The 25,178-nt window shown below is 69.0% G+C and carries 22 protein-coding genes; 8 read left to right on the forward strand and 14 right to left on the reverse strand.

Going from position 1 to position 25,178, the window contains the following annotated elements; genetic code table 11:
• Position 1 precedes the first annotated feature (1 nt).
• From ACW14X_RS19745 to ACW14X_RS19785, 9 genes are all read right to left on the reverse strand, one after another.
• Complete coding sequence (locus ACW14X_RS19745; RefSeq protein ID WP_457163029.1) at positions 2-1,657, reverse strand: replication initiator; 1,656 nt, start codon at positions 1,655-1,657, stop codon at positions 2-4.
• A complete protein-coding gene (locus ACW14X_RS19750; RefSeq protein WP_457163030.1) occupies positions 1,654-1,836 on the reverse strand; it encodes a hypothetical protein in 183 nt (60 codons plus the stop codon). The genes ACW14X_RS19745 and ACW14X_RS19750 overlap by 4 nt, the downstream gene beginning before the upstream one ends.
• Positions 1,833-2,111: a WhiB family transcriptional regulator gene (locus tag ACW14X_RS19755; RefSeq protein WP_457163031.1), complete on the reverse strand. Its 279-nt coding sequence runs from the start codon at positions 2,109-2,111 to the stop codon at positions 1,833-1,835. The genes ACW14X_RS19750 and ACW14X_RS19755 overlap by 4 nt, the downstream gene beginning before the upstream one ends.
• Positions 2,108-3,427 (reverse strand): FtsK/SpoIIIE domain-containing protein, encoded by a 1,320-nt coding sequence (locus ACW14X_RS19760; protein WP_457163032.1) that lies wholly within the window; start codon positions 3,425-3,427, stop codon positions 2,108-2,110. The genes ACW14X_RS19755 and ACW14X_RS19760 overlap by 4 nt, the downstream gene beginning before the upstream one ends.
• A gap of 173 nt (positions 3,428-3,600) precedes the next feature.
• Positions 3,601-3,954, reverse strand: a complete 354-nt coding sequence (locus ACW14X_RS19765) for a hypothetical protein (protein ID WP_457163033.1) — start codon at positions 3,952-3,954, stop codon at positions 3,601-3,603.
• Positions 3,951-4,382, reverse strand: coding sequence for a plasmid replication, integration and excision activator (locus ACW14X_RS19770; protein WP_457163034.1), 432 nt, complete (start codon positions 4,380-4,382; stop codon positions 3,951-3,953). The genes ACW14X_RS19765 and ACW14X_RS19770 overlap by 4 nt, the downstream gene beginning before the upstream one ends.
• Positions 4,383-4,496: 114 nt before the next feature.
• Entirely contained in the window at positions 4,497-5,720 is a 1,224-nt protein-coding gene (locus ACW14X_RS19775) for an MFS transporter (protein ID WP_457163035.1), read from the reverse strand.
• Entirely contained in the window at positions 5,717-5,932 is a 216-nt protein-coding gene (locus ACW14X_RS19780; RefSeq protein WP_336735698.1) for a DUF397 domain-containing protein, read from the reverse strand. Before ACW14X_RS19780 ends, ACW14X_RS19775 begins: the two co-directional genes overlap by 4 nt.
• Positions 5,933-5,942: 10 nt before the next feature.
• Entirely contained in the window at positions 5,943-6,782 is an 840-nt protein-coding gene (locus tag ACW14X_RS19785; protein ID WP_457163036.1) for a helix-turn-helix domain-containing protein, read from the reverse strand.
• 808 nt (positions 6,783-7,590) lie between these two features.
• On the opposite strand from ACW14X_RS19785, the gene ACW14X_RS19790 reads away from it, so the two are divergent.
• A complete protein-coding gene (locus tag ACW14X_RS19790; protein WP_457163037.1) occupies positions 7,591-7,746 on the forward strand; it encodes a hypothetical protein in 156 nt (51 codons plus the stop codon).
• A gap of 426 nt (positions 7,747-8,172) precedes the next feature.
• On the opposite strand, the gene ACW14X_RS19795 is transcribed toward ACW14X_RS19790, so the two are convergent.
• Complete coding sequence (locus ACW14X_RS19795) at positions 8,173-9,597, reverse strand: DUF1254 domain-containing protein (protein WP_457163038.1); 1,425 nt, start codon at positions 9,595-9,597, stop codon at positions 8,173-8,175.
• A 104-nt stretch (positions 9,598-9,701) separates the two neighbouring features.
• Positions 9,702-10,484 (reverse strand): alpha/beta fold hydrolase, encoded by a 783-nt coding sequence (locus tag ACW14X_RS19800; RefSeq protein WP_160027192.1) that lies wholly within the window; start codon positions 10,482-10,484, stop codon positions 9,702-9,704.
• Between the two features lie 107 nt (positions 10,485-10,591).
• Here ACW14X_RS19800 and ACW14X_RS19805 point away from each other — a divergent pair, with 107 nt between their 5' ends.
• The 4 genes from ACW14X_RS19805 to ACW14X_RS19820 all read left to right on the forward strand — a co-directional run bounded on the left by ACW14X_RS19805 (position 10,592) and on the right by ACW14X_RS19820 (position 13,655).
• On the forward strand, positions 10,592-11,191 hold the full coding sequence (locus ACW14X_RS19805; protein WP_160027194.1) for a hypothetical protein: 600 nt from the start codon (positions 10,592-10,594) through the stop codon (positions 11,189-11,191).
• Positions 11,192-11,390: 199 nt separating this feature from the next.
• Positions 11,391-11,822 (forward strand): adenylyltransferase/cytidyltransferase family protein, encoded by a 432-nt coding sequence (locus ACW14X_RS19810; RefSeq protein WP_141806140.1) that lies wholly within the window; start codon positions 11,391-11,393, stop codon positions 11,820-11,822.
• Entirely contained in the window at positions 11,819-13,417 is a 1,599-nt protein-coding gene (locus tag ACW14X_RS19815; protein WP_457163039.1) for a class I SAM-dependent methyltransferase, read from the forward strand. Before ACW14X_RS19810 ends, ACW14X_RS19815 begins: the two co-directional genes overlap by 4 nt.
• A gap of 1 nt (position 13,418) precedes the next feature.
• On the forward strand, positions 13,419-13,655 hold the full coding sequence (locus ACW14X_RS19820) for a DUF6752 domain-containing protein (RefSeq protein ID WP_160027198.1): 237 nt from the start codon (positions 13,419-13,421) through the stop codon (positions 13,653-13,655).
• 15 nt (positions 13,656-13,670) lie between these two features.
• Here the strand turns inward: ACW14X_RS19820 and ACW14X_RS19825 are convergent, their stop codons facing one another.
• The gene (locus tag ACW14X_RS19825; protein ID WP_457163040.1) at positions 13,671-14,300 is read right to left on the reverse strand and encodes a response regulator; all 630 of its coding nucleotides are present in this window, start codon (positions 14,298-14,300) and stop codon (positions 13,671-13,673) included.
• Positions 14,297-19,618 carry a HAMP domain-containing protein gene (locus ACW14X_RS19830; protein WP_457163041.1) on the reverse strand — a complete coding sequence of 1,774 codons (5,322 nt, stop codon included), beginning with the start codon at positions 19,616-19,618 and terminating at the stop codon, positions 14,297-14,299. Before ACW14X_RS19830 ends, ACW14X_RS19825 begins: the two co-directional genes overlap by 4 nt.
• A 176-nt stretch (positions 19,619-19,794) precedes the next feature.
• Here ACW14X_RS19830 and ACW14X_RS19835 point away from each other — a divergent pair, with 176 nt between their 5' ends.
• Positions 19,795-21,924, forward strand: coding sequence for a SpoIIE family protein phosphatase (locus tag ACW14X_RS19835; protein ID WP_457163042.1), 2,130 nt, complete (start codon positions 19,795-19,797; stop codon positions 21,922-21,924).
• Here the strand turns inward: ACW14X_RS19835 and ACW14X_RS19840 are convergent.
• Entirely contained in the window at positions 21,921-22,763 is an 843-nt protein-coding gene (locus ACW14X_RS19840; RefSeq protein WP_457163043.1) for a helix-turn-helix transcriptional regulator, read from the reverse strand. The two genes, ACW14X_RS19835 and ACW14X_RS19840, sit on opposite strands and share 4 nt — an antisense overlap.
• A gap of 102 nt (positions 22,764-22,865) precedes the next feature.
• Here ACW14X_RS19840 and ACW14X_RS19845 point away from each other — a divergent pair, with 102 nt between their 5' ends.
• Complete coding sequence (locus ACW14X_RS19845) at positions 22,866-23,624, forward strand: SDR family oxidoreductase (RefSeq protein WP_457163044.1); 759 nt, start codon at positions 22,866-22,868, stop codon at positions 23,622-23,624.
• 43 nt (positions 23,625-23,667) lie between these two features.
• Positions 23,668-25,122: a bifunctional UDP-N-acetylglucosamine diphosphorylase/glucosamine-1-phosphate N-acetyltransferase GlmU gene (glmU, locus tag ACW14X_RS19850; protein WP_457163045.1), complete on the forward strand. Its 1,455-nt coding sequence runs from the start codon at positions 23,668-23,670 to the stop codon at positions 25,120-25,122.
• Positions 25,123-25,178: the final 56 nt, after the last annotated feature.

Below are 25,178 nucleotides of genomic sequence, written 5' to 3' on the forward strand. Positions count from 1 at the left end.
CTCACTTCCCCTTCTCGTTGGTGGTGTTCTTGGTCTGGGCTTTCCACTGGTCGTACTCACGGGCACGGGCAGCAGCGGCGAGGGCGAGGGCTTCGTCGCCGGGGTGGGTCCAGCCGACGCCTTCGAAGGCCCATCGGGAGATGACGAGGGTGGTGTCTTCGTCTTCGGCCAGGAGGCGGGCTTCGAGTTCGCCGAGGTCGAGCAGCGCGGCGCGGGCGTCGTGGTCGGTCTTGGAGGCCTCGATGAGTTGGCGGTACTTGGCCCGGGCACGACGCAGGCGACCAAGGCTGATGGAGTAGCGGCGGGACTTGGTGGAGAAGTGGCCCCGGAAGCCGAGCATGTGAGCCCACTTGCCCAGGTAGAAGTAGGGGTTGTTGTCCTTGCCGTCCCGGTCGGTGTGCAGCCCGTAGTGGCGGCGGGACCTGGCGGCGAGTTCGCGGCACCTCGAGGCGAAGGCGGCGAGGTGTTCGCGGCCGTCCTGGTCGCCGTTGCCCTTGATCGAGTTGGCGTCCTTGGTGGCGTACTTGGCGAGGTACCCGGCGACCTGGCCGGGGGTGAGAGGGCCGTTGGGGTCGTCGGTGCGGTGCCCGTCGCGGACCACGCGGATATCGAGCTGCTGTCCCCAGCGCAGGACCCGGGCGGGGTCGTCGGCGTCGATGGGGTCGGCGGTGAACTCGATTCGGCCGGCCGCGTGCTCCAGGAGCCGACCGAGGGCGTGACCGTCGATCGGAGCTGGTGACCCGGGACCGTCCGGGCCGTCGAGGCGGATGAGGGCGTGGAAGTGGACGAGGCCACGGGCTTGGTATTCGGCGACCTTGGCGAACTGAACCGCGGCGACGTCGGCCAGGCAGGGCAGCGGGGTGGGGTTCTTCTTGGTGGGCTTGCGTCGGGTCTCGGTGACGCCGAGGTGATCAGCCAAGGCACGGCGTAGGGCGATGGTGGTGCGTCGCCACAACTCGGGGGCGTGCCACTGCCAGACAATGGCGGAGTCGAGGTCGTGACACTCGTGGCACAGTGGCGCGCCATTGGCGGAGTCGTCCTCGTCGTGGATTGCCATGCAGCCCAGAGGGCGGCCGTGTTCGCAGGTCACCGGCTGTCCGGGCCTGGCCGAGCGTGGCCGACACCTTCCGCCAACACGTTGGCCGTTCTTGGGCCGGGGTCCGTGGACGTGGCCGAAGGTGGGGGCGGTGAAGGTGACGAAGAGCAGCGGGTTGTCTGCCACCGTGTCCGGGATCGTCTTCCCGCCGACGAGGCCAGCGTTGATCATGGCGAAGGTGTCGCGGGCGTAGACCCGGGAGCAGGCTGGGCACACATCGGCGCGGCGGTTGCCGCAGGGACGGTAGAGCACCCCGAGCGGGGCATTCGCGGACGCAAAGGTGCCGACGAGATCCCCGGTTCGGGCGTCGAAGGTCTCCGAGGCTCCGGTGAGCCGGATGGGGTGGGCGCAGTAGCCGACCGATGCGGCGGTGTCGGACCAGGCGTCGAAGGTGCCGTCCAGGAGGCGTGCGGCGGTCGAGGCGAACTCGGCGTCGGAGAGGCCGGACAGATCCAGCGGCGCATCCTCCCCGTACGGGTAGGAGATCGTCCCACCCGTCGAGGACGATGCGTCACTGTGGATGCCCGGTGCATCCAGGGTCGAGCCAGACAGGGCAGTCACCACAACAGCCCCTGACCGTCAGCGGTGACCGTGGAGCGGGTGGGGTTGGCGGTCTGGAGCCACCACACGTCGCAGCCGGGGCAGTGGTGCCCGTGGCGGACCTCGTGGAGCGGGTCCTGGTCGCAGGTGTGGTTGTGGACGTTGGTGTCCTTGGTCGCGGTGCAGGTCGTCGCGTTCATGCCGCCCCCTTGATCGAGGCAGCCGGGAGAGCGTCGAGCAGGTCGAGCAGGTCCTCTGGCGCGGGGGCCTGGTCGACGCCGCACCACCAGCCACCGGTGACGCGGTTGCGGTTGGCGTAGGCCTGGCAGGCGAGGCGGACGGGGCAGCCGTCGCAGGTCTCCCGCATCAGGTCGACCAGGACCGTGGGGGCCCCGCTGGTGTCGGTCGTCCAGGGCAGGCCGCGCTTCTCCTTAGTCGTGCAGGCGGCGTGCTCCATCCATGCCGGGGTAGTCATCGCGCACCCCCATCGGTGAGGGAGAGCGGCATACCCGAGGCGTCGACGGCGTCCGGGATGGTCACCAGGTCCGGGGTCGCGGGGTAGAGCGATGCAAGACGCCGGATCAGTTCATCGGGCCAGTAGTCGGCCCTGATGCGGTCGGTGGAGCCGTCCTCGTCGATGATCCAGGCGGTGCCCTGGGCGGCCTTGAGGATGCGGTGTGCGGCTGCCTGGGTGGCCATGCCGTCACCGAGGACCATGTTGGTCTCCATCGCGGAGCGGACCCGGAGCGCGATGGTCTGGGTGAAGAGACCGCGCATGTCGATGACCTCTTTGCGGGGGTCCTGGACGAACGCGCACACCACGACACCGACCGCGCGGCCGATCGAGAGCAGGCGCTTGAGGAGCCGCTCGGCCTCCTTCTTGATCTCCGGGTCGGCGTAGGCGGTCAGCGACGCGAGTTCGTCGATGACGAGCAGATAGAGCGGGTCACCCGGACCCGGCTTGTGGTTACGAGAGACGCCCTGCAGCGCTTCGGTGCGCTGGTCAGCGATGGAGACGAACTCGCGCAACATCTCGACCGCGTGCTCACCCTTGACCGCAATCTTGGTGAACAGCGGAGCACCCATCATCAACTCCATGCCGCCTTTGAGGTCGATCCCGTAGGCCCGTACGGCGTCGACCGCGATAGCGGGCGAGAGTGAGCCGACGATGCCCCACAGGAACGAGCCCTTACCGGCACCGGAGGCGCCCACGACGAGGGTGTGCCGCTGCTCGATCTGGAGGTGGAACGGCTTGCCGTTCTGACGACGGCCGAGCAGGACCGAGGAGGTTTGCATCCGAGGCTCAGGCATCGAGGCCGTAGCAGGCTTGGTGATCAGGTCCCGCATCACCAGCTCGAACATCACCGTCGAGCCGGGGCGACGCTTCGAGGGGTAGACCCGGTAGGAATCGGCCTGATAGGTCGCCGCCAGTTTCGGCGCGAAGGCCTCCAGGTCGGCCAGGGCCTGACCGCGACGGGTGCGGACCTTGAGCGTTACCGAGTGCGGCGAGGTGATGACTCGCTTGAGGCGAGGGTCGCGCCACTTCTCGATCGATTCCTCCCCGACACCGAGGCGCTTCACGCGCTTGGTCCGCCGCTTGGAGAGACCTGCCTCACGGGCCAGGGACTTCCAGGTGAACCGGAAGACCAGCCACCACCAGGTGCGGCGGGCGAGCATGCCCACCCAGACCAGGGCCGCGAGGGTCGGTTTCCGTGTGGCGGGGATCGCGATCAGGACCGCGAGCGCCAGAGCGGCCAGGCCGCCGAGGCTGTAGACGAGTGTTTCGTTCATGACTTGCTGCCTTCCAGAGTTGCCGGGGTGGAGTCCCGCCAGCCGCCACGCGCTTCCCTTCACGCGACGGCCAGCGGGAGCCTTCGGGGTGCCACGGCGTGCTCAGTCGAAGAGCACGCGGGCCAGGACGTAGAGCAGGCCGAGGACCATCACGACGCCGAGCGCGGTGCCCATCAGGCCCTCGCCTCGGTGGTCGCCTCGGTGGTCTCGTCGGCGTGCTCGTATGCGACGACGCTGACGTCGATCGGACGGTCAGTGGCGTGGTCGACCAGGCCGACCCAGTCGTGCATGACCTGGCCGTCGATGACCGGGCCTTGGTAGTGCCCCGTCAGGCCGAGCGCGTCCGCCAGCGTCTGAGCCTCGGTGATGGTGCGCATGGTGACCCGCACATCGGCGAGCAGTCGCTTACCGCCGAACGTGCTGCCGTCCTCGAGGATTTCGAGCGAGACCAGCCCCGGGGACCGGACATCGATCTGCGGTAGGCGCTCCATCACGCTGCCCAGGAACTCCAGGTCGGCCCACATCACGCAGCCGCCTTCGAGGTCGTACCGGCAGCGGGCTTACGAGCGCCGGGGGCCTCCATGCCCAGCGCGGAGAGCGACCACATCAACTTCGGCCGAGGGCCGGAGTCGTCGATCCACGGGACGCCCACGAGTTCGGTGAACACGACCGGGACGAACGGCAGACCCGTGTCGTTGGGCGGGGGCACCGGCTGGTGCTTGGAGAGGATCTTGACGTTGACCGTCTTGTCGTTCTTCCCCGCCTCCGGGTCAGCGTCGAGGACCGGAACGGTCCAGGTCGGCAGACCGGTCTCCTTGTCGATCTTCTGCGGCCGGGTCCCATCCGGGAGCGGTGCCGCCTCCCAGTCCTGGACCTGCTCGACCGCGCCCACGATGAACGCGCCAGCCGAGAACACCAGGTCGTTGCCGAGGTTCATCCTGCGAGGGATAGCCATGACTTGCATCTCCTTGGTTCCGAGTAATGACCTATTCACTACTGCATAACCATGACTATGCACGAGTGAATAGCGAGAGTCAAGGGCAACGCCCGGAACTTGCTCGAAGGAGGCTCAGACGCGGCGGGCGCGTGCCGCGGGCAGGAACGCCACGGCACCAGCAACGAGGACCACGCAGGCCAGGAGTAGGGCAGCATCGAGGCTCACAGCGGATGCCACGGCTCCCCCAACGACCGCACCAAGTGCGGCAACCCCGACACCCACAACGCGTGTACCTGCCGTGATCCGGCCGAGCAGATGATCGGGGGTCAGGGTCTGACGAGCCGTCCCACCGACCACGCTGACCACCGTTGAAGCGAGACCGACAACGGCGAGCGCAGCGCCCGACGCATACACGTTCTGCGTGGTGACGACCACGAGCCAGGCGATGCCTTGCACCGCGAGGGCAAGGGAGTACGTCGAGGCGGCCGACAGGACCCGATGCACACGGGGTCCGAGCCAGCCTCCCACCGCGCCGCCAACCGCGAGCATCGCGAGCAGGATGCCGAAGCCTTGGTCACGAAGGCCAAGGGTGTCTTGAGCAAAGAGCACGAGGATTGCAAAGGCGATGTTGTAGCCGAAGTTGTAAGTCCCGATTCCGAATGTGAGCAGGCGCAGGCCCGGGTGCCGCACGAGGTAGAGAACGCCGTCTCGCACCGCGTGATGGACCGGTTGGGCTCCATCAGGATGCTCAGCGCGGCCGAGCCCTGAGAGGCCGACCAACAGGAGCGCGGAGACGAGGAACGTCACCGAGTTCAGGGCGAACGGAAGCACCGCAGCCGATGCGAAGAGCGCCGCACCCAGTGGCGGACCAACCAGCGAGCGGCCGAAGATATCGAGCGTCCAGAGATGCCCGTTGGCCTTGGCAAGTGCCGCAGGCTCACGGGTCGCGAGAACCGGGATTGCGGCCTGTGCGGCCGGATCGAAGAAGCAGCTGGCGCACGCGATCATGAAGACAACGGCAATCAGGCCCCATATCGGGAGCCATTCCACGAGGACGCCCGCCGCGACGAGCGCCAGGAGAACCACGCGCACCAGGTCCGCGATGACCATCGTCTGCCGCCGTGGCCACCGATCGACCAGAGCGCCGGCCGGGAGACCGACAACAAGCCACGCAGCGTACGAAGCGGCCACTACAAGCGACACGAGAAGCGGGTCCCGAGTGAGAGAGGCGGCGAGCAGTGGCACGGCCGCCGTCGCTGCCCCCTGCCCGATCATGGAAACGCCAGTGGAGGCCAGCAGACGCCCGAGCCCGCGCGGGCTGGTTCCTGGCTCTCTGACCTCCACTGGTGCACTCACTTGCTCAGCGCCTCCATGGTGAACTCACCGTTTCCGACGCCCAGCAAGAACGCCTCCCACTCCTTGCGATTGAACTCCAGGACAGGGCCAGCGCCGTTCGCCTTGGTGTCGCGTACGCCGACGATGCCGTCGACCTCGGCCACCTCGACGCACGCGCCCGAGTCGCTGCCGGTGCTCTTCCGCCAACGCGCGTTCTGCCACTTGTCATTCATCGAGCACTCCTCATCCCTCTGTGCCTCGCAGGTTGCGAAGCGTGGTCACCAAATACTGCCGGGACGCCTCGAGGTCGAGGGCGTCTTCCTGCAACCGCTCGAAGGTTGAGGCGTACGCCGACACGTCGACCTCGTCAGAGAGGTACGTGTCAGCCGTCAACGATTCGAGCATCACCACGGACGGCCTGCCGTCGGTGAAGTCGTAGATCAGGAACCCAGCAATGGCGAATGCTGCAGCTTCGCCCCCAGGCGGAAGAATCCTCAAGTCGACCCGTGTGGGGTCGACGTCGGCCAGGTGCTGCAGTTGCTCCGCCATCACGGCGGGCTCACCAGGCCAGCGCATCAGCGCGCGGGCATCTAGAACTACTTCGTAGCGCGCTGATCCTTCGGACATGAACGCATCTTGACGAGCAACACGACGCGTTGCGATGGCGTCACTATCAGCGAGACCGAGGGCGTCAGCCACGCCGCGTGCATACCTTCTGGTCTGCAGAAGACCGGGGACCATCAGGCCTTGATGCTGGCGAAGTCGGGTGACGCGTTGCTCTATGGCGCGAAGCTCGCCGTGACGGCGGCGACTCCCTCCAGCACGAACCACCCAGGCCCCCGCCAGTCCTTCCCGTCGGGCCACGGTCGCGAGAAGTTCCGCTCTGACCTCTTCGGGAGCGCCGTAGTAGTCGAGCAGCGTCGCAATCTCTTCGAGTGAGGCACCAAAGCGACCAGTCTCGACCCTGGACACCTTCGGTTGGGACCACCCGAGTTCGCGGGCAACCGCCGAGCCCGAGAGCCCAGCGTCCTCGCGATAACGGCGGAGTTCGCCGCCGATCCGTACGAGCGCTGCGTCTGTCACCCTTCATCCCTTTCATTCATTCGTGCATACCCGACCATAGGCCCTTTGCCCGGGGAAGGGACAGCGCTCTTGCTTGATAGTTACGCTGGGCGGCCCGCCGAGTTTCTGGCTGCTCTCCGCCAGCCGACACGCGTCAGTCGCCGATCCAGTGGAGTGCCGAGCCGGGGCGCTTAGAACACTCATTAGCCAAGACCTGAAGACGCAGGAGCCCTCTGCGCTCAGGACCGGCAGTTGCCGCGGCCAGCGCGCGCACACAGTCACTGATTAGGCGAGGCATGACCCCCGAAGGCATCACTGTTGTGCCGAATGGGTCGACCGACTTCAGAAAAGGTAAGCCGTCACTCACTTGGCCGTATGGCGACTGACCTACGAAGCGATCGAAGTCGCCTGCGGCATCGAAAGTGCCACCTGACGGGTCAGCCAGCCTAGTGACCGTTCGACCAGCCTCGTCCCGGAGTTCAACGGAGATGCCCACCGCCTCATTCTCGCCCTTCCAGCCATGCCGTTGCCCGTGGTTTAGGTGTCGCGGATCAGAGGGCAGACCACCTCACGCGTCTCCAGTCGGTACGAGCGGCTGGCTTCCCGGTCGCTCGTGAGAACTTTCTCTACTGACTCAAGGCGGCCTCCGGCCGCGTGCGCGGCCTCCGGGGGCGTGCGGCCTGGCGGCCGGTCCCCCTACGTGCCGCGCAAATGAAGAAGAGCGCCCAGTCCGTAGACCAAGCGCTCACTCTTCAACCGAAGCAGCCCGCGATGCCGGATCAACCATTCCGGTCGTCGCGAGCCCTATCGACCGCTAACCTCCTCGGTCATGTACAACCCGCTCGTCGACCTCATCTCCGACCCCCTCGGCCTGGCCGGCGTCGTCGCCCTCGGGTTCGCCCTCCTGTACGTCGGCACCCGCTACGACCGTCTCCGCGACAACGGACGCAAGTTCATCGAACGGCGCAAGCAGCGGAAGTCCTAGCGTCGTCGTCAACACGAACCAGCCCGCTCCAGGACCTCGGCCGATGACGAGGGGGAGGTGGGCGTTGCTGCCGGAAGGGACACTCCCCGCGACGCCTCTATGTTTGATGGTGTTGGGCAGCGTGGGGGCAAGCCCCCAGACCCCCGCCAAGGGGGCCAGATGCCGGACCGGGAAACGCTCCGCCCCCGCGATACGGACCGACGCTGTGACGGGGATGTTGCTAACACTGGTTGCTAACCGCGAGGTGGATACGGTCGGACGAAAGCCCATCGCAGCCCGCTCAAATCGGGGGTCGACGAGGCGATCTGAACGCCCTGAACACTGACACGAGTCCTTTGAATCAGGACTAGCGACGTAGGTTCGACTCCTACCCGGGGAGCAGGTAGTCACTCCTGATGTTCCTCGTCCGACCGGTGTCCGGGCGCGTCAGCTGACTTCGTCCGCGGGCTCGATCTCGCCGGGGCGCCAGGTCTTGTCGAACCACGCCTCCAGAGGTCCGTAGAGCCGCAGCATGGCGAACCAGGACTTGCCCGGCACGGTCTGGATCCAGTTCGCCTTGCGGCCATCGGGCGCCGTCGGTCCGAACCACAGATCGACGCTGCCGTCGTCGTTCGTCGCGACGGTGTTCGACAGGCTCATCAGGGCCGGGTACGGGGTGTCGGTCTCCAGCAGCGAGCGGGTCTGGGTGTCGTAGAGGTCGACGGACCAGAAGTTCTTCGCCGGGATGCCCGCGGGCAGGGTGAGCCGGTAGGTCCGGCCGCCGTCGAGCCAGGCGTCCGTCGAGTCCATCGCGGTGTAGGCGTACGCCGATCCCGCGCCCACCTGGGCGTGCGCCATCGCCGGCGTGATCACGGTCGCGAAGTAGTGGAACTGGGCGCGGGCGTCCAGCAGCCGGGCGTGGTTGCGCTCGAACTCGTAGCTGCCGCCGACGAACGCGGCCAGCCAGTTGCTGTCGGGGTAGTAGTACGCGTCGGGGTCGCGTGGCTTGTAGACCAGTGCCCGGGTGATCGCGGCCGCCAGAGGAGCGGCCTGGGTGAGAATCCGGCGCATCCGCTCGTCGGGCTCGAACGGTTGACCGTGCACGATCCCGATCGAGGCGCACTGACCCGCGCGCTCCGGATCCAGCGCGTCGGCCGGCTCCTCCTGCACGAGCGTGTCGATCTCCTCGAAGAACGAGAAGTCGTTCGCGTGGATGGTGTTCTGGGTCAGATCGGCCATGTTCAGGTAGCTCATCGCCGGCGGGTCGTCGGCCTGCGCGAGCGGATAGACCCGAACCTTCTTGATGTCGGGAACGCCGCCGAGGGCGCGGACGACCAGCCAGTTCGAGTACGTCGGCGTGCGGAACACGTAATAGCCGTCCGGCTCCTCGCCGTCGTATCCCGGAGGGAGGAAGAGGTACTTGCCGCCCGCGCCCTTGTCGGGCCCGGCGATGCCGAGGTCAGCGACGTAGCGGAACCAGAAGTCGTCGAGCACGCACAGGGAGTTCGGCGGGTTCTCGACGACCAGCGGGCCGTCGCGCAGGTCGAGGAACATCGAGCCGTACGTCGTCTCGGTGTTCGGCGTCAGGAAGAAGGAGCCCGAGTTCGCGCGAGGGTCGGTGAAGCCGAGCACGGTGTTGCCGTCGAGGCCGACGCTGCGGAACCCGCTGCGCATCGCCACGAGGGAGGCACCTGGGATGGTGTTGAGGTAGACCTCGATCGCCCGGGTGAGATCGAGCAGGTCGTAGATCGTGTCGACAGACCCCGGAAGTGGCACCCCGTCGAAGAACTTGATGTCGCCCAGCGGTGAGGGCACCACGTCGGGCACCGCGATGTTCCGCCGCGCGATCTCCAGCATGCTCTCGTCGCCCACTGTTCCACCTCTCACCTCGGTCTGTCCGGTCCCGCGACGAGCCTGCGTGGCCCCCGAGTCGACGCGCCTCACCCGTTCCGGACCATGTGATTCCGGAGTGCGACTCATGCGGGGTGACGGCGGAGGAAGAAGCGGAGGATGTCGTTGAACGCCTCCGGGTCTTCGAGGTTGCTGACGTGGCCGCAGCCGGGGATGACGGCGAGGTCCGCTCCCGGGATGAGGCGCTGGAAGTCGTGGGCGACGGACAGGGGCGAGCGGGCGTCCAGAGCGCCCCAGATGAGCTGGGTGGGCACCTGGATGGTCCCGAGTACATCCGTCAGATCGGCGTGGGCCATCGCGGTCAGGGCGGTCAGCATGCTGTGGCGGCGTACGTCGGCTGCCATCGCCTCCAGCAGGGGCACGAACTTCGCCGGCGGAGTGCCGGCGAAGAGCCCGGGGAGGGTCGGGTCGAAGCTGTCTGCCGGCTGGTCGAGCAGGCCCGCGAGGCGGGCGTCGGCCTCGGTCGGCCCCAAGGAGCCACGCCACCCGGCATAGCCGTCCGCCAGGACAAGACTGCGGACGACATCGGGATGGCGTCGGTACAGCTCGAGGACGACGGTCACTCCCCAGGAGAGCCCGACGAGCGTGCTCGGAGCGACGTCGAGAGCGCGGAGAAGCCCGGCCAGGGAGTCGGCGTAGTCGCTGAGTGCGAAACCTCCCGGCACGTCGCCGGAGCCACCGGCGCCCGGTTCGTCCCAGGCAATGACGGTGAACTCGTCCGAGAGCGCGTCGAGCTGTGGGCTCCAGGCACGGCCGTCCTCGGCGCCGCCGTGGACGAACACGACCGCAGGACCGCTCCCGGCCCGTCGGAAGGCGATGCGCAACCCGTCGACCTCGACGACATCCATGAACCGACCGTAGCGCGCGGCGATGTCGCCGGCGGCACTCGAAACCCGGGTACAGGTAGGGGATCCCCCGATGTCCTCGCCGCTCAGGGATTCGTAGCGTCGGGACCATGACGACTCTCGCGAGCCAGAAGGGGCCGGTCGCGCCCGCGGCGCGGGCCGCAAGCCCTGCCGTCATCGCTGTCGCGGTGCTGATGGCATTGGGCTGTCTGGCGTTCGCTGCGGCGAACGTGACCTTCGAGCTCACCGATCGCTTCGCCGAGGGCCGCTACGCCGAGTACGCCACTGGCCTCTCGGTCATGAACTGGACCGTCACGGGCCTGAAGGTGCTGGGCGCCGCGGTGGCGCTGCTGTCGGTGGCCGCGCGCCCGGCGCGGTTCGTGACGCCATGGGCCATGTCGGTGCTTCTCTGGGGTGCGTTCGCGACGCTCGCGCTCGACGCCGTCGGCAGCACGGCGGAGGCCGGCGCGATCCTCGTGGGTGCGAGCGGCGACCCGGCCGACCTCGGCCCGCGTTCCGTGGCGTACCTCCTCGGGTCGGTCGTCTCGGCCGCCGGATTCGGGGTGCTCGCCGTGTCCTACCTGCGGCGGTACGCCGTCTCGAAGGTCACCATTGTCCTGGGCGTGCTCGGCGGCCCGGTCCTTCTCGGGCTGCTGTTCCTGGGCCTTCCCGGACTGCTCGTCGTCCTCGGGGTCATGCCGCCCAGCTGACCCCGGGGTTCGTCATTGATGGCCACGCGCCGTTCATCTTCGTGTAAGGTCACCGGGCTTCCTGCATACGCCCGCGTGTCGCGTTGCTGATTGCGGGGACGCGCAGGGTGGTATGGATACTGGCCTGTATCAAGGTCGTGGGGGAGCAGGGTGTAAAGTCGCCCAAACTAATCGACAAACACTTGGAGGAAGCGTGGGCATGGGACCGGTCATCGGTTACGTACCTGGCGTGTTCGATCTCTTCCACATCGGTCACCTCAACATGCTGCGCCAGGCGCGAGAGCGCTGCGACACGTTGATCGCGGGTGTGGTCTCCGACGAGGTCTGCGAGACGACCAAGGGGATCATCCCGACCGTCCCGCTCGTCGAGAGGCTCGAGATCGTCGAGGCGATCGGGATCGTGGACGCGGTCTACGCCGAGCGCACCACCGACAAGGTCGACTCCTGGCGCGAGGTCGGGTTCACCCACCTCTTCAAGGGCGATGACTGGAAGGGCACCGAGAAGGGCGACGCGCTCGAGAAGAAGATGGCGTCGGTCGGTGTCGAGGTCGTCTACTTCCCCTACACGCTCCAGACCAGCAGCACCGCTCTGCGGAAGGCCATCGCGCGAGAGGATGCCCAGGTCTCGTGACCGGCAGTGCCCCCACTCCTGGCGGACAGTTCGAGATCTCCGACGAAGGGGTCCTCGTGCGGGACTCCTCGACGCCGGTCCTGATTCTCTCCGTCGACGGCCAGTACGTCTGGTCCCTCACGCCCGAGCGCGACGGCCACCCGGTCGATGGGGGCACCATGGTGCCGTGGCCCACCGTGCTCACCCGGTTCCTGGACGGCACCGCGACGATCACCATCGCCGACTACGAGGGCGAGGTGCTCTTCGAGGACAAGGTCGTCCTCGGCTCCGGTGAGGGCACCATCTCGATCGTCGACGGCAGCGGCAACCCGCTCAGTGTCGACAAGGTCGGCCACCTGACCCGCTCCTTCGAGGCCACCGACGAAAGTATCCGCGCGGAGATCCTCGACGGCACCCAGCGTGTCCTCGCGGACCTCCGCGACGTGGTCGGCGTCGAGGCCTACCTCAACTACGGCGCGCTCCTCGGCGCGATCCGCGAGGGCCGGATGCTCGGCCACGACTCCGACACCGACGTCTGCTACCTCTCCAAGCACACCGTTCCCGCCGAGATCATCTCGGAGTCGTACGCCATCGAGCGCACCATGCGCGAGCGCGGCTGGAGCGTCCTGCGGATGTCCGGCGGCGACATCAAGGTGCTGCACCAGGTCTCGGACGGCCGCAAGGTGCACATCGACATCTTCGTGGCGTTCTACGTGCCCGACAAGGACGGCGAGCCGGTCTTCTACCAGCTCGGCAACCGCTCCGGACGGCTGCGCCGCGAGGCGATCCTGCCGGTCTCGACGATCAACCTGCACGGCTACGACTTCCCGGCTCCCGCCGAGCCCGAGGAGATGCTGGCCTTCATCTACGGTCCGAAGTGGCGCACCCCGGACCCGTCGTTCAAGTACGCCGACCCGCCCGCCGGCGTACGCCGCCTGGACGGCTGGCTGCGTGGTTTCCGCACCGACATGGGGCACTGGACCGAGTTCCACAACACCCACGGGAGCGAGCTCGAGAGCAAGCAGTCGGCCTTCGGCGCGTGGGTCCAGAGGCAGCTGCCCGAGGACGCGAAAGTGGTCGACATCGGCGCCGGCGCGATCGGGCGTGACGCCCGCTTCTTCGCCCGCAAGGGACACCAGGTGCACTCGGTGGACTTCTCCCGCGCCGCGGTGGCCGCCGTACGCCGCCGGGCCGAGCGCCACAAGCTCCCCCTGGTCTCGGAGCAGCTCATCCTCGGCGAGCTCCGTTCGACGCTGACGCTGGGTGCGCGGCTGGCCCGCGACCCGCACCATCTCTATGCCCGAGACCTGATCGGCTGCCTCGACGGCGCGGCCCGGAGCCAGCTCTGGACCCTGGCGAAGATGGCGCTGAGGCCCAGTGGCGGCAAGCTCTACCTCGAGTTCGCGGTCATCGGTGAGAACCTTCCCGAGCCACAGCCCGAAGGCCTCGTACGCCGTGTCGACCCCGCCCTCGTCCAGGCCGAGATCGAGGCAGCCGGCGGCGTGGTCGAGCACCTCGGGATCAACGAAGGCCAGGACATGCTCGGCAACCCGTTGCCGGGCGTCGCGCGGCTCCGCGCCTCCTGGCCGCCCCTCAACCGTGCAGAAGGAAACTGACATGTCCGACGATTCCGGCATCAAGAACATCGCTCGCGGTGCCCGCGACGCCGCCCGTACGCGTGCCTCGCTGGTGCGCCGCATCGAGGCGCTCGAGGCCGAGGTGCAGGAGCAGCGTCAGCTCAACCGGCGCGTCGCCGAGCTGACCGACGTGGTCGCCGAGCTGCTCATCCCGCTGCAGGACGCCGACAAGGAGAAGGTGGAGCAGGTCCTCGCGGCCTACCGCGCACGGATCTGACCCCTCCTGGTCTGATCACCCCAGCGCGTCGAGCGCCTGCCTGAGATCGTCGAGCCGGTTTCCGAGGCGGCGGCGGGCATCGCCGCCGAGGCCGATGTCCCCGCCGGCGTCGAGGTCGGCCACGGCCTCCTCCACCCCGGCGAGCCGGGACCGCAGGTCGGTGACGACATCGACATCGACCCGTCCGGGCTGAGCGGCTCGCTCGTCCAGGGACCGGCGCAGCAGGTCGGCCTGGACGCTGAGCTTGCGGCTGGCGTGCCACAGGTCGACGAAGACCTGCACCTTCGCCCGCAGCAGCCACGGGTCGAACGGCTTGGCGAGGAAGTCGGCGGCGCCGGTCGCGTAGCCGCGATAGGCCAGGTGGGTGTCGAAGTCGTTGGCGGTCAGGAAGATGATCGGGACGTCCTTGGTGCGCTCGCGCGCCTTGATGCGGGTGGCCGTCTCGAAGCCGTCCATCCCCGGCATCTGCGCGTCGAGCAGGATCAGCGCGAAGTCGTCGTGGAGCAGGGCGCGGAGTGCGTCCTCACCGGACCCCGCGCGGACGAGGGTCTGGTCGAGCGAGCCGAGGATGGCCTCGAGCGCGACCAGGTTGGCGGCATGGTCGTCGACGAGGAGGATCTTCGCGGTCCCCTGACGTTCGCTCATGACAGCCACAACCGGAACAGCGAGAGCAGGTCGGCGACGTCGACCGGTTTGGTGATGTACTCCGAGGCGCCGGCGGCGAGGCTGTCCTCGCGGTCACCGGTCATCGCCTTCGCGGTCAGCGCGATCATCGGCAGGCTCTTGAACTGCGGGATGTCGCGGATCAGGCGCATCGCGGTCAGGCCGTCCATGCCCGGCATCATGATGTCCATCAGCACCAGGTCGACACCCGGCTCCCGCTGGAGCGCCTCGATCCCGGCCTCCCCGGACTCGGCATAGATGACGTCGATGCCGTGCTGCTCGAGCGCGCTGGTGAGCGCGAAGACGTTGCGTACGTCGTCGTCGACGATCAGGATCCTGCGACCCACGAACTGGCCGTTCGGATCGGCCGGCTCGGGGACGTACGTCCTGGGGGGCTGCGCCCCTGGACGGCCCAGCAGCACGCTCACGTCGTCGATCGCCTCCTCGGTGGTTTCCGGCGTCTTGAGGGTCATCGCCTGGGCGTACCTGTCCAGGCGGCTCTGCTGGGCCTTGGTCACCTCGCCGACCCGGCTCAGCACGACGGGGATGTTCTTGGTGCGCTTGTGGGTGCGCATCCAGCGGAGCACGTCGAAGCCACCGTCCGCCAGCGGAAGGTCCAGCACCACACAGTCGACGTCGCGGGCGGCCAGGACCGCCTGAGCCTCCTCGGGCGATCTGCCGAAGACCGTCTCGACCTCGTCGACCGAGCCGAACAGGGCCTCCACGACGGCGCTGGTGCCGGGACCGGACTCGTCGCCGCCGCCGCTGAGGACCAGCAGGACCTGGTCGGCTCTCCTGTCGGTCACACTCTGCTCGTCGACAGCAGGCACCGGTGGCTGCGCCTCGATCGTCCCGGAGCTGATCCTGGGGACGTACAGAGTGAAGGAGCTGCCGTGTCCGGGGTCGCTCTTGACCTGGATCTCGCCGCCGATCAGGTGGGCGACCTCGCGGCTGATCGAGAGGCCGAGGCCGGTGCCGCCGAACTTGCGGCTGATCGTGCCGTCGGCCTGCTGGAACGCCTCGAAGATGACCTTCAGCTTCTCCGGCGGGATGCCGATGCCGGTGTCGACCACCGAGAACGCCAGCACCGCGTCGGCCTGCTGCAGGCCGGGTGTGGAGAAGCGCTCGCCGGAGGCGTTGCGGATCAGCAGCCGGACCCCGCCGCCGTCGGTGAACTTCACCGCGTTGGAGAGCAGGTTGCGCAGCACCTGCTGCAGCCGATGCTGGTCCGAACGCAGCACGCGGGGCACGTCGGGGTCGACGCTGACGATGAAGTCGAGGTCCTTCTCGGCGGTCAGCGGCCGGAAGGTCGCCTCGACGTACTCGACCACCGAGGTCACCGCGACGTCGGTGACGTGGACGTCCATCTTCCCCGCCTCGACCTTGGACAGGTCGAGGATGTCGTTGATCAGCTGGAGGAGATCGGTGCCGGCACCGTGGATGGTGCGGGAGTACTCCACCTGGCGGGAGTTGAGGTTGCCGTCGACGTTGTCGGAGAGCAGCCGCGCCAGGATGAGCAGCGAGTTCAGCGGCGTACGCAGCTCGTGAGACATGTTGGCCAGGAACTCGGACTTGTAGCGAGACGAGAGGGCGAGCTGCTCGGCGCGCTCCTCCAGGCCGCGCCGGGCATCCTCGATCTCGAGGTTCTTGATCTCGATCGCCTGGTTCTGGTCGGCGAGCTGGCGCGCCTTCTCCTCGAGGGCCGCGTTGGTCTGCTGCAGCTCCACCTGCTGCCGCTCGCCCTCGTCCTGCTTGTCCTGCAGCTCGGCGGCGAGGCGCTGCGACTCGACCAGCAGCTCCTCGGTGCGGGAGCTGGCCATGATCGCGTTGAGCGAGACCCCGATCGACTCCGCGAGCTGCTCGAGGAACTGCATGTGGACGGCGCTGAAGGGCCGGAACGAGGCCAGCTCGACGACACCGATCACCTTCTCCTCGAACGCCACCGGGAGCACCACGATCGAGGTCGGTGCCGCCGACCCGTGGCCCGAGGAGATCCGCAGGAAGTCGGCCGGCACGTCGCGGACGATGATCGGCTGGCGGTCGTAGGCCGCCTGCCCGACCAGGCCCTCGCCGACGGCGAAGACGTCGGGGACGTCGGCGCTCGGCTGGTAGCCGTAGGAGGCGATCCGGCGCAGGACCTTCGGTCCGACGTGCTCGGAAGACTGGTCGGTGAGGAAGATCGAGCCCTGTTGCGCCCCGACGAGCGGGGTGAGCTCGGAGACGATCAGCCGGGCGACCTCGAGCAGGTCGCGCCCACCCTGCATGTGGCCGGTGAACCGGGCCAGGTTGGTCTTGAGCCAGTCCTGGTCCTCGTTGGCCCTGGTGGTCTCCCGCAGCGAGTCGATCATCTCGTTGAGGTTGTCCTTCAGGTCGGCCACCTCACCGGCGGCCCCGACGGTGATCTGCCGGCTCAGGTCGCCCTGGGTGACGGCCGCGGAGACCTCGGCGATCGCGCGGAGCTGGGTGGTCAGCGTGCTCGCGAGCTGGTTGACGTTCTCGGTGAGCCCGCGCCATGTGCCGGAGACGTCGGCGACCTCGGCCTGGCCGCCGAGCTTGCCCTCGGTGCCGACCTCGCGGGCGACTCGAGTGACCTCGTCGGCGAAGGAGGAGAGCTGGTCGACCATGGTGTTGACAGTGGACTTGAGCTCGAGGATCTCGCCGCGGGCGTCGACGGTGATCTTCTGGGTCAGGTCGCCGCGGGCGACGGCGGTGGTGACCTGGGCGATGTTGCGGACCTGGGAGGTCAGGTTGGAGGCCATCGAGTTGACCGAGTCGGTGAGGTCCTTCCAGGTGCCGGCCACGCCGCGTACGTGGGCCTGACCGCCCAGCGATCCCTCGGTGCCGACCTCGCGGGCGACACGGGTGACCTCGTCCGCGAACGTACGCAGCGTGTCGACCATCGCGTTGAGGGTGCCGGCCAGGGCGGCGACCTCGCCGCGGGCCTCGATGGAGATCTTCTGCGACAGGTCGCCCTGCGAGACCGCCTTGGAGACCTGGGCGATGCTGCGGACCTGGTTGGTCAGGTTGGAGGCCATCGAGTTCACCGAGACGGTCAGGTCGCGCCAGGTGCCGGCGACACCCGGCACCTGGGCCTGACCACCGAGCGCGCCCTCGGTGCCGACCTCGCGGGCCACACGGGTGACCTCGTCGGCGAACGAGCCGAGCTGGTCGACCATGGTGTTGATGGTCGACTTGAGCTCGAGGATCTCGCCGCGGGCGTCGACGGTGATCTTCTGGGTCAGGTCGCCGCGGGCGACGGCGGTGGTGACCTGGGCGATGTTGCGGACCTGGGAGGTCAGGTTGGAGGCCATCGAGTTGACCGAGTCGGTGAGGTCCTTCCAGGTGCCGGAGACGTCGTGCACGTCGGCCTGGCCGCCGAGCTTGCCTTCGGTGCCGACCTCGCGGGCCACACGGGTGACCTCGGCCGCGAAGGAGGAGAGCTGGTCGACCATGGTGTTGATGGTCGACTTGAGCTCGAGGATCTCGCCGCGGGCGTCGACGGTGATCTGCCGGCTCAGGTCGCCACGGGCCACCGCTGTCGTCACCTGGGCGATGTTGCGGACCTGGGCGGTCAGCGTGCCGGCCATGAAGTTCACCGAGTCGGTCAGGTCGCGCCAGGTGCCGGAGACGCCGGGCACCGCGGCCTGGCCGCCGAGCTGACCCTCGCCACCGACCTCGCGGGCGACGCGGGTGACCTCGTCGGCGAAGGCGGAGAGCTGGTCGACCATGGTGTTGACGGTGGTCTTGAGCTCGGCGAGCTCGCCGCGTACGTCGACGGTGATCTTCTGGGACAGGTCGCCGCCGGCCACGGCGGTGGTGACCTGGGCGATGTTGCGGACCTGGTTGGTCAGGTTGGTCGCCATGGAGTTGACGGAGTCGGTGAGGTCCTTCCAGCGACCGCCGACGCCGGGAACCTCGGCCTGGCCGCCCAGCATGCCCTCGGTGCCGACCTCGCGGGCGACGCGGGTGACCTCGTCGGCGAAGGCGGAGAGCTGGTCGACCATGGTGTTGACGGTGGTCTTGAGCTCGTAGAGCTCGCCGCGTACGTCGACGGTGATCTTCTGGGACAGGTCGCCGCCGGCCACCGCGGTGGTGACCTGGGCGATGTCGCGGACCTGGTTGGTCAGGTTGCTCGCCATCGAGTTCACCGAGTCGGTGAGGTCCTTCCACCGGCCGGCCACGCCGGGCACCTCGGCCTGGCCGCCGAGGCGGCCCTCGGTGCCGACCTCACGGGCGACACGGGTGACCTCGTCGGCGAAGGTCTGCAGGGTGGCGGTCATCGAGTTGAGCGTCTCGGCGAGCTCGGCGACCTCACCGCGCGCGGTGACCGTGATCTGCTGCGACAGGTCGCCGCGGGCGACGGCCTTGGCGACCGAGGAGATCCCGCGCACCTGGGAGGTCAGGTTGGACGCCATGGTGTTGACCGAGTCGGTCAGGTCGCGCCAGGTGCCGGAGACGCCGCGTACGTCGGCCTGACCGCCGAGGCGGCCCTCGGTGCCGACCTCGCGGGCGACGCGGGTGACCTCGGCGGCGAACGAGGACAGCTGGCCGACCATCCGGTCGACGGTGTCCTTGAGCTGCGCCATCTCGCCGGAGACCTCGATGGTGACCGTGCGCGACAGGTCGCCGTTGGCGACGGCGGTGGTGACCTCGGCGATGTCGCGGACCTGGGCGGTCAGCCGCGAGGACATCGTGTTGACGGCATCGATGAGGTCGCGCCAGGTGCCGGTGGCGTTCCGCACTCGCGCACGGCCACCGAGCTTGCCCTCGGTGCCGACCTCGCGGGTGACCCGGGCGATCTCCTCGGTGATCGTGGCGAGCTGGGCGACCAGGCCGTTCACGCTCTTGGCGACCAGCAGCGGGTCGCCCTTGAGGGCGCGGCTGCCGTGGCGTACGTCCATCGTCTGGGTGAGGTCGCCTGCGGAGACCGCCGCGACGACCCGGGCGACGTCGGCGGTGGGGCGTGCCAGGTCGGCGACCAGCTTGTTGGCGTCCTCGACGGCGCCGGCCCAGGCGCCGCCGCCGATGCTCGGCCGGAGCCGTTCGTCGTGGTGGCCGTCGCGGCCCGCCTCACGGCGTACGCGCGCGATCTCGCCGGTCAGGTGGTTCAGCCGTTCGGCGATCTCGTTGTGGATGGAGGCCAGGTCGCCGAGGGGCCCGTCGACCGGCTCCAACCGGCCGGTGAAGACGCCGTCGCGCATCGCGGCCATCGCGTCCTTGAGCTGGCGCAGCGTGACCTGATCGACCGTCACCTGCTCGGGCAGCGTGGTCGACTTCGATGAGTCCACCGATGAGGACATCCCTGCCTCCTCTCGCGCTGAGACACGCGTCTGCTGAAGTGTCGCACTCCTCGGCTCACCGTGGCCGACAAATGATCGTTCACCACCGATTCTGGTAATTCCTTGACCTACCTGCCGGTACCTTGCCGTGATCAGTGCCATACCAGCGCCAAACGGGTGCAGAATCGGCGGTGGTCATGAGCACCGGAGCCAAGACACTCTCTCGAACCTTCGAGCCGGCACCGACGTCGGTCTCCGAAGCGCGCCGTTTCGCGCGCGATGTGCTTGCCGACTGGGGCCTCGACGAACTCCTCGACGACGTCGTCCTGCTGACCAGCGAGCTGGTGACCAACGCGGTGACCCACGCCGGCACGCCCATGACCGTAGCGGTCGTACGCGAGGAGGACCGGCTCCGCATCGACGTCTTCGATCAGCACCCGACCCGGGTGCTCCCGGTCGGTGCGAACGCCCGGCCCGGGGCCGGCGAGCACGGGCGTGGGCTGCTCATCACCTCGGCGCTGTCGACGGCGTGGGGGGTGGAGTACCGCCGGGACCACAAGCGGGTGTGGGCGGCGTTCGCGCTCGTGGAGACGACCCTCGACGTCGAGGCGCCCAACGGGGGAGTCCCGGAGGGCAAGGACGTACGCCGCCGGGAGAGTGTGGCCACGCCCGGCCGGGATCCGCTGGGGCTGAGCGGGCTGGCCCTCAACCAGCTCGCGCTCGCGGACATCCTCGACCTCGTCGTGGAGCAGACCCGGGAGCGATTCGACGCCGATGCGGCGTACCTCCTGCTCGAGGACGAGATGGAGGACCAGTTCGTGGTGGCCGCGACGAGCGGAGCGGCGACGCCGATCAAGGGGCGCAGCGTGCGCCGTGGCGAGGGCGGCGCGCCGAGCCTCAGGGCCTCGTTCCGTCCGCTGGCGATCAGCGACCTGCGGGCAACGCCGGTCGAGCTGCTCCGAGAGCTGGAGCTGGGCTCGCTGGTGACCGCACCGGTGGCCTTCGAGGGCCGGGTGATCGGCACCTTGGCGGTCGCGAAGAAGGGGGCGGGCAGCTTCGCGACCGAGGACGGCGCCGAGCTGCAGCGGGTCGCGGACTGGGCCGCGCCGAGCGTCGACCGGGCGTCCACGCGGGCTGCCGACAGCGAGCGCCGCGCCTGGCTGACGTTCCAGAGCGAGGCCAGCGTGATGCTGGCCGCGTCCCTGGACCTGGAGGCGACGACCGCGATGACCGGACAGATCGTGGTGCCGCGGCTGGCGACGTGGTGCGGCATCTACCTCAACGACGCCCGTGACCATCCTCGGCTCCAGTTCGCCTGGCACGCCGACGAGCACCAGCTCGACGCGGTGCGGGACGCGTTGGAGGACGCGGAGCCGGAAGACCCCGAGGCCCCGGCCGAGCCCGATGTCGAGGGTGAGATCGCGATCCTTCCGCTGGAGGCACGCAACCGGATCATCGGCTGGCTCACCCTCGGGCGGCCGGCCGGTGAGCCGCTGCGGCGCGAGCGCCTGATGGTGGCCGAGGCGGTGGCCCGCCGGGCGGCGCTGGCCATCGACAACGCTCGCGCCCACACCGAGCTCCAGGAGATCGGCCGGTCCCTGCAGCGCAGCCTGCTGCCGGCCGTCCTTCCGGAGATCCCGGGGGTCGACATCGGGGTCGGCTACGAGCCGACCGGCGAGTTCAACGAAGCCGGCGGCGACTTCTACGACATCTTCGCGCTCGGCGCCGGGCGCTGGGGCTTCATGGTGGGCGACGTGTGCGGCGTCGGGCCGGAGGCGGCCGCGGTCGCCGGGATGTCGCGGCACACGGTGCGGGCGCTGATGCGGGCCGGCATCCCGATCGCGCCGACCCTGGAGCGGCTCAACGCCGCGATCGGCGACGAGGGCCTGCGGGGCCGGTTCATCACGCTGGTGTGCGGCACGCTCGAGGTCACCGCCGCCTCCCGCTTCCGGGTGCGGCTCGTCTGTGCGGGCCACCCTCCACCGTTCCTGGTCACCCGTGCCCGGCCTGGTGTTCCCGCACGTCGGGTCGGCCGGTCGCAGGCGCTGCTCGGGGTGCTCGACGCGGTCGACTACATCGAGGAGGAGGTGACGGTGGAGCGCGGCGACCGGCTCGTCGTCGTCACCGACGGTGTCCTCGAGCGGCGTGCCGGGGACGCGATGTTCGAGGAGGCCGGGGTCGAGGCCGTCCTCGCCACGGGCATCGACCTGCGCGCCCAGGCCGTCGCCGATCGGCTGCTGCGGGCGGTCGCCGACTTCTCCGGCGTGCCGCCCTCCGACGACATGGCCGTCCTCGTCCTCGACCTGGGCAAGGGTGCCGCTTCCTAGGGCGTGCTGAACTCCTCGTGGCCGAGGACCGCGAGCAGCCGGATCTTCTCCTCCGCCTCGCTGCCGGGCACCGGCGTCAGCACCAGCAGCGCCTGGCCCTGATCCTGGGCGGACAGCACCTGGCAGTCGACGTCGATGCGCCCGACCTGTGGGTGCAGCAGAGTCTTGTGGTCCTCGAACCGGTGGGTGACCTCGTGCCGCTCCCACAGCTCGCGGAACTCCTCGGACCTGGGGAGCAGAAGGCGTACGAGCTCGCCGGCGCGGGACTTCTCGCCGAGTGCTCCGTAGGCCATCCGCAGGCTCGCCACGAGACCGCGGCCGTGCGTCTCGTGGTAGTCCGGCGGGTAGACGCCCCGCGTCGAGGGATCGGTGAACCAGCGGTAGGCCTCGCAGCGGTCCCAGCCGGTCAGCGCCACCCGGTCCCCGAAGATCGTGGTCGCCAGCCGGTTGGCGACCAGCGTCTCGCCGAGCGCGGACATGATCATCGCCGGAGTGTCCTCGAGCCGGTCCAGCACGCGCAGCAGCGCCGGGGCGACGTGGCCGTCCTCGAACGTACGCCGCGGGGCGTTGTGTCCGGCCAGCCGGTAGAGGTGGTCGCGCTCGTCCACGGTCAGACGCAGTGCCCGGGCGAGCGCGGAGAGCATCTGCTCGGAGGGCTGCGGGCCGCGCTGCTGCTCGAGGCGTACGTAGTAGTCGGTCGACATCCCGGTCAGCGCGGCGACCTCCTCGCGGCGCAGGCCCGGCGTGCGCCGGCGCGGTCCGGAGACCAGGCCGACGTCCTGAGGGCGGAGTGCCTCACGGCGGCGTCGGAGGAAGTCGGCGAGGGAGGCACGGTCCATGGCATCCATGATGCGGGGTGGGATCGTACGCAGCCAGGGACCGCCGATCCCACGATCACCAGGTCTCTCCCGCAGACGGAGCCGCCGCCGCAGGGTGGAGGCATGAACATCACCGGAAACACCATCTTCATCCCCGGCGCGACCTCCGGGATCGGCCTCGCTCTCGCCCTGCGCCTCAAGGAGCGCGGCAACACCGTCATCATCGGCGGCAGGCGTACGTCGCTGCTCTCCGATCTGGCCCAGGTGCACGGCTTCGAGGTCGTCCGCATCGACACCGCCGACGCCGCCTCGATCGCGGAGGCGACCGCCGACGTGGTCAGCCGCTTCCCGGACCTGAACGTGCTCGTCGCGATGGCCGGGATCATGCGCCCCGAGGACTGGACCACGCGGGGCTTCCTCGCCGATGCCGAGGAGACCGTGGTGACCAATCTGCTCGGTCCGATCCGGCTCATCGACGCGCTGGTACCGCAGCTGCGCGAGCGTCCCGGCGCCACGATCCTCACCGTCTCCTCGGGGCTGGCCCACACGCCGCTGCGGTTCACGCCCACCTACAACGCCACGAAGGCGGCGATCCACCAGCTCTCCGAGTCGATCCGGATGCAGCTGGAGCCGATCGGGATCCAGGTCACCGAGCTCGTCCCGCCGGCGGTCCGTACGGCCCTGATGCCGGGCCACGAGAGCTCCGAGCACGCGATGCCGCTCGAGGCGTACATCGACGAGGTGATGGCGCTGCTCGAGGCCGATCCGGAGGCACACGAGGTGCTCGTGGAGCAGGTCAAGCTGCTGCGATTCGCCGAGGTGCGTGGCGACTACGACCAGATCATCGGGATCCTCAACGCGGCCGAGGAACGGGTCCGCTGACCCCGGGTCGACGCTCGGGCGCGGCGGCCTAGACTGACGCAACATGAGCGAGCTCACCGTGATCGTGCTGGCCGCCGGTGGCGGCACCCGGATGAAGTCCAAGACTCCCAAGATGCTCCACCAGATCGCGGGCCGGAGTCTCGTGGGCCATGTCCTGGCCGCCGTCTCGGAGGCCGGGGCGTCCCGTGTCGTCGCGGTCGTGGGACACCAGCGCGAGCTGGTCGAGCCCCACATCGCCGAGATCCTGCCCGAGGCCGTGATCGCGGTACAGACCGAGCAGCTCGGCACGGCGCACGCCGTGCGGGTGGCGGTCGAGGCCGGCGCGGTCTCCGGCGGAACGGTCCTGGTGACGTACGGCGACACGCCCCTGCTGCGCGGTGAGTCGCTGCGCGCGCTGGTGGCCGACCACGAGGCCGCCGGCCGGGCCGCGACGATCCTGAGCGGGATCGTCCCGGAGCCCTTCGGCTACGGCCGGATCCTGCGTGGAGACGCAGGGGTCACCGGGATCGTCGAGGAGAAGGACGCGACCGACGAGGAGCGGGCGATCAACGAGATCAACTCGGGGATCATCGCCTTCGACGGAGGCTTCCTGGCCTCGGTGCTTCCGCGGATCGGCAACGACAACGCGAAGAAGGAGTTCTACCTCACCGACGCGATCGCGCTCGCGGTCTCGGACGGGCTCGGGGTGGACGCGTTCGTCCTCGACGACGTCAGCGAGGCCGAGGGCGCCAACGATCGGGCCCAGCTCGCCGCGCTCGGGAAGATCCTCAACGATCGGATCGTGACCCGGTGGATGAAGGACGGGGTCACCGTGATGGACCCGGCCACGACCTGGATCGACGCCGACGTCGAGCTCGCGCCCGACGTCACCATCTTGCCCGGCACCCAGCTCATCGGTGCCACCCGGATCGACGAGGACGCGGTGGTCGGTCCGGACTGCACGCTGAAGGACACCGAGGTCGGCCACGGCGCCCGGGTGGTGCGTACGCAGGCAGAGCTCGCCGTCGTCGGACCCGGTGCCAACGTCGGGCCGTTCTCCTACCTGCGCCCGGGCACGGTGCTCGGCGAGGAGGGCAAGATCGGCGGCTTCGTCGAGGTCAAGAACTCGACCATCGGGCCCGGCGCCAAGGTGCCGCACCTGTCCTACGTCGGCGACGCGACGATCGGCGAGGGCACCAACATCGGGGCCGGCACGATCTTCGCCAACTACGACGGCGTCAACAAGCACAAGACCCGGATCGGGCGACACGTGAAGTCGGGGTCAGGTGTGACCTTTGTCGCCCCGGTGGTCGTCGGCGACGGCGCGGCGACCGGTGGCGAGGCCCTCATCCGGGAGGACGTTCCGCCCGGTGCGCTGGCCGTCTCCGCAGGTCAGCAGCGGATCATCGAGGGGTGGGCGCTGGCGAAGCGGGCAGGCACGGCGCAGGCGGCCGCGGCCGAGGAGGCACTCGAGTCGGGCGTACCCATCCTCGGTGAACCCTCGGCGACGGGGGAGTGACCCCCGGGGTTGGGTCCGGCAGCGAAGTTGATGGAGAATCCAAGTGCAGTGACCCC

Source organism: Nocardioides sp. YJ-D4, assembly GCF_054031495.1.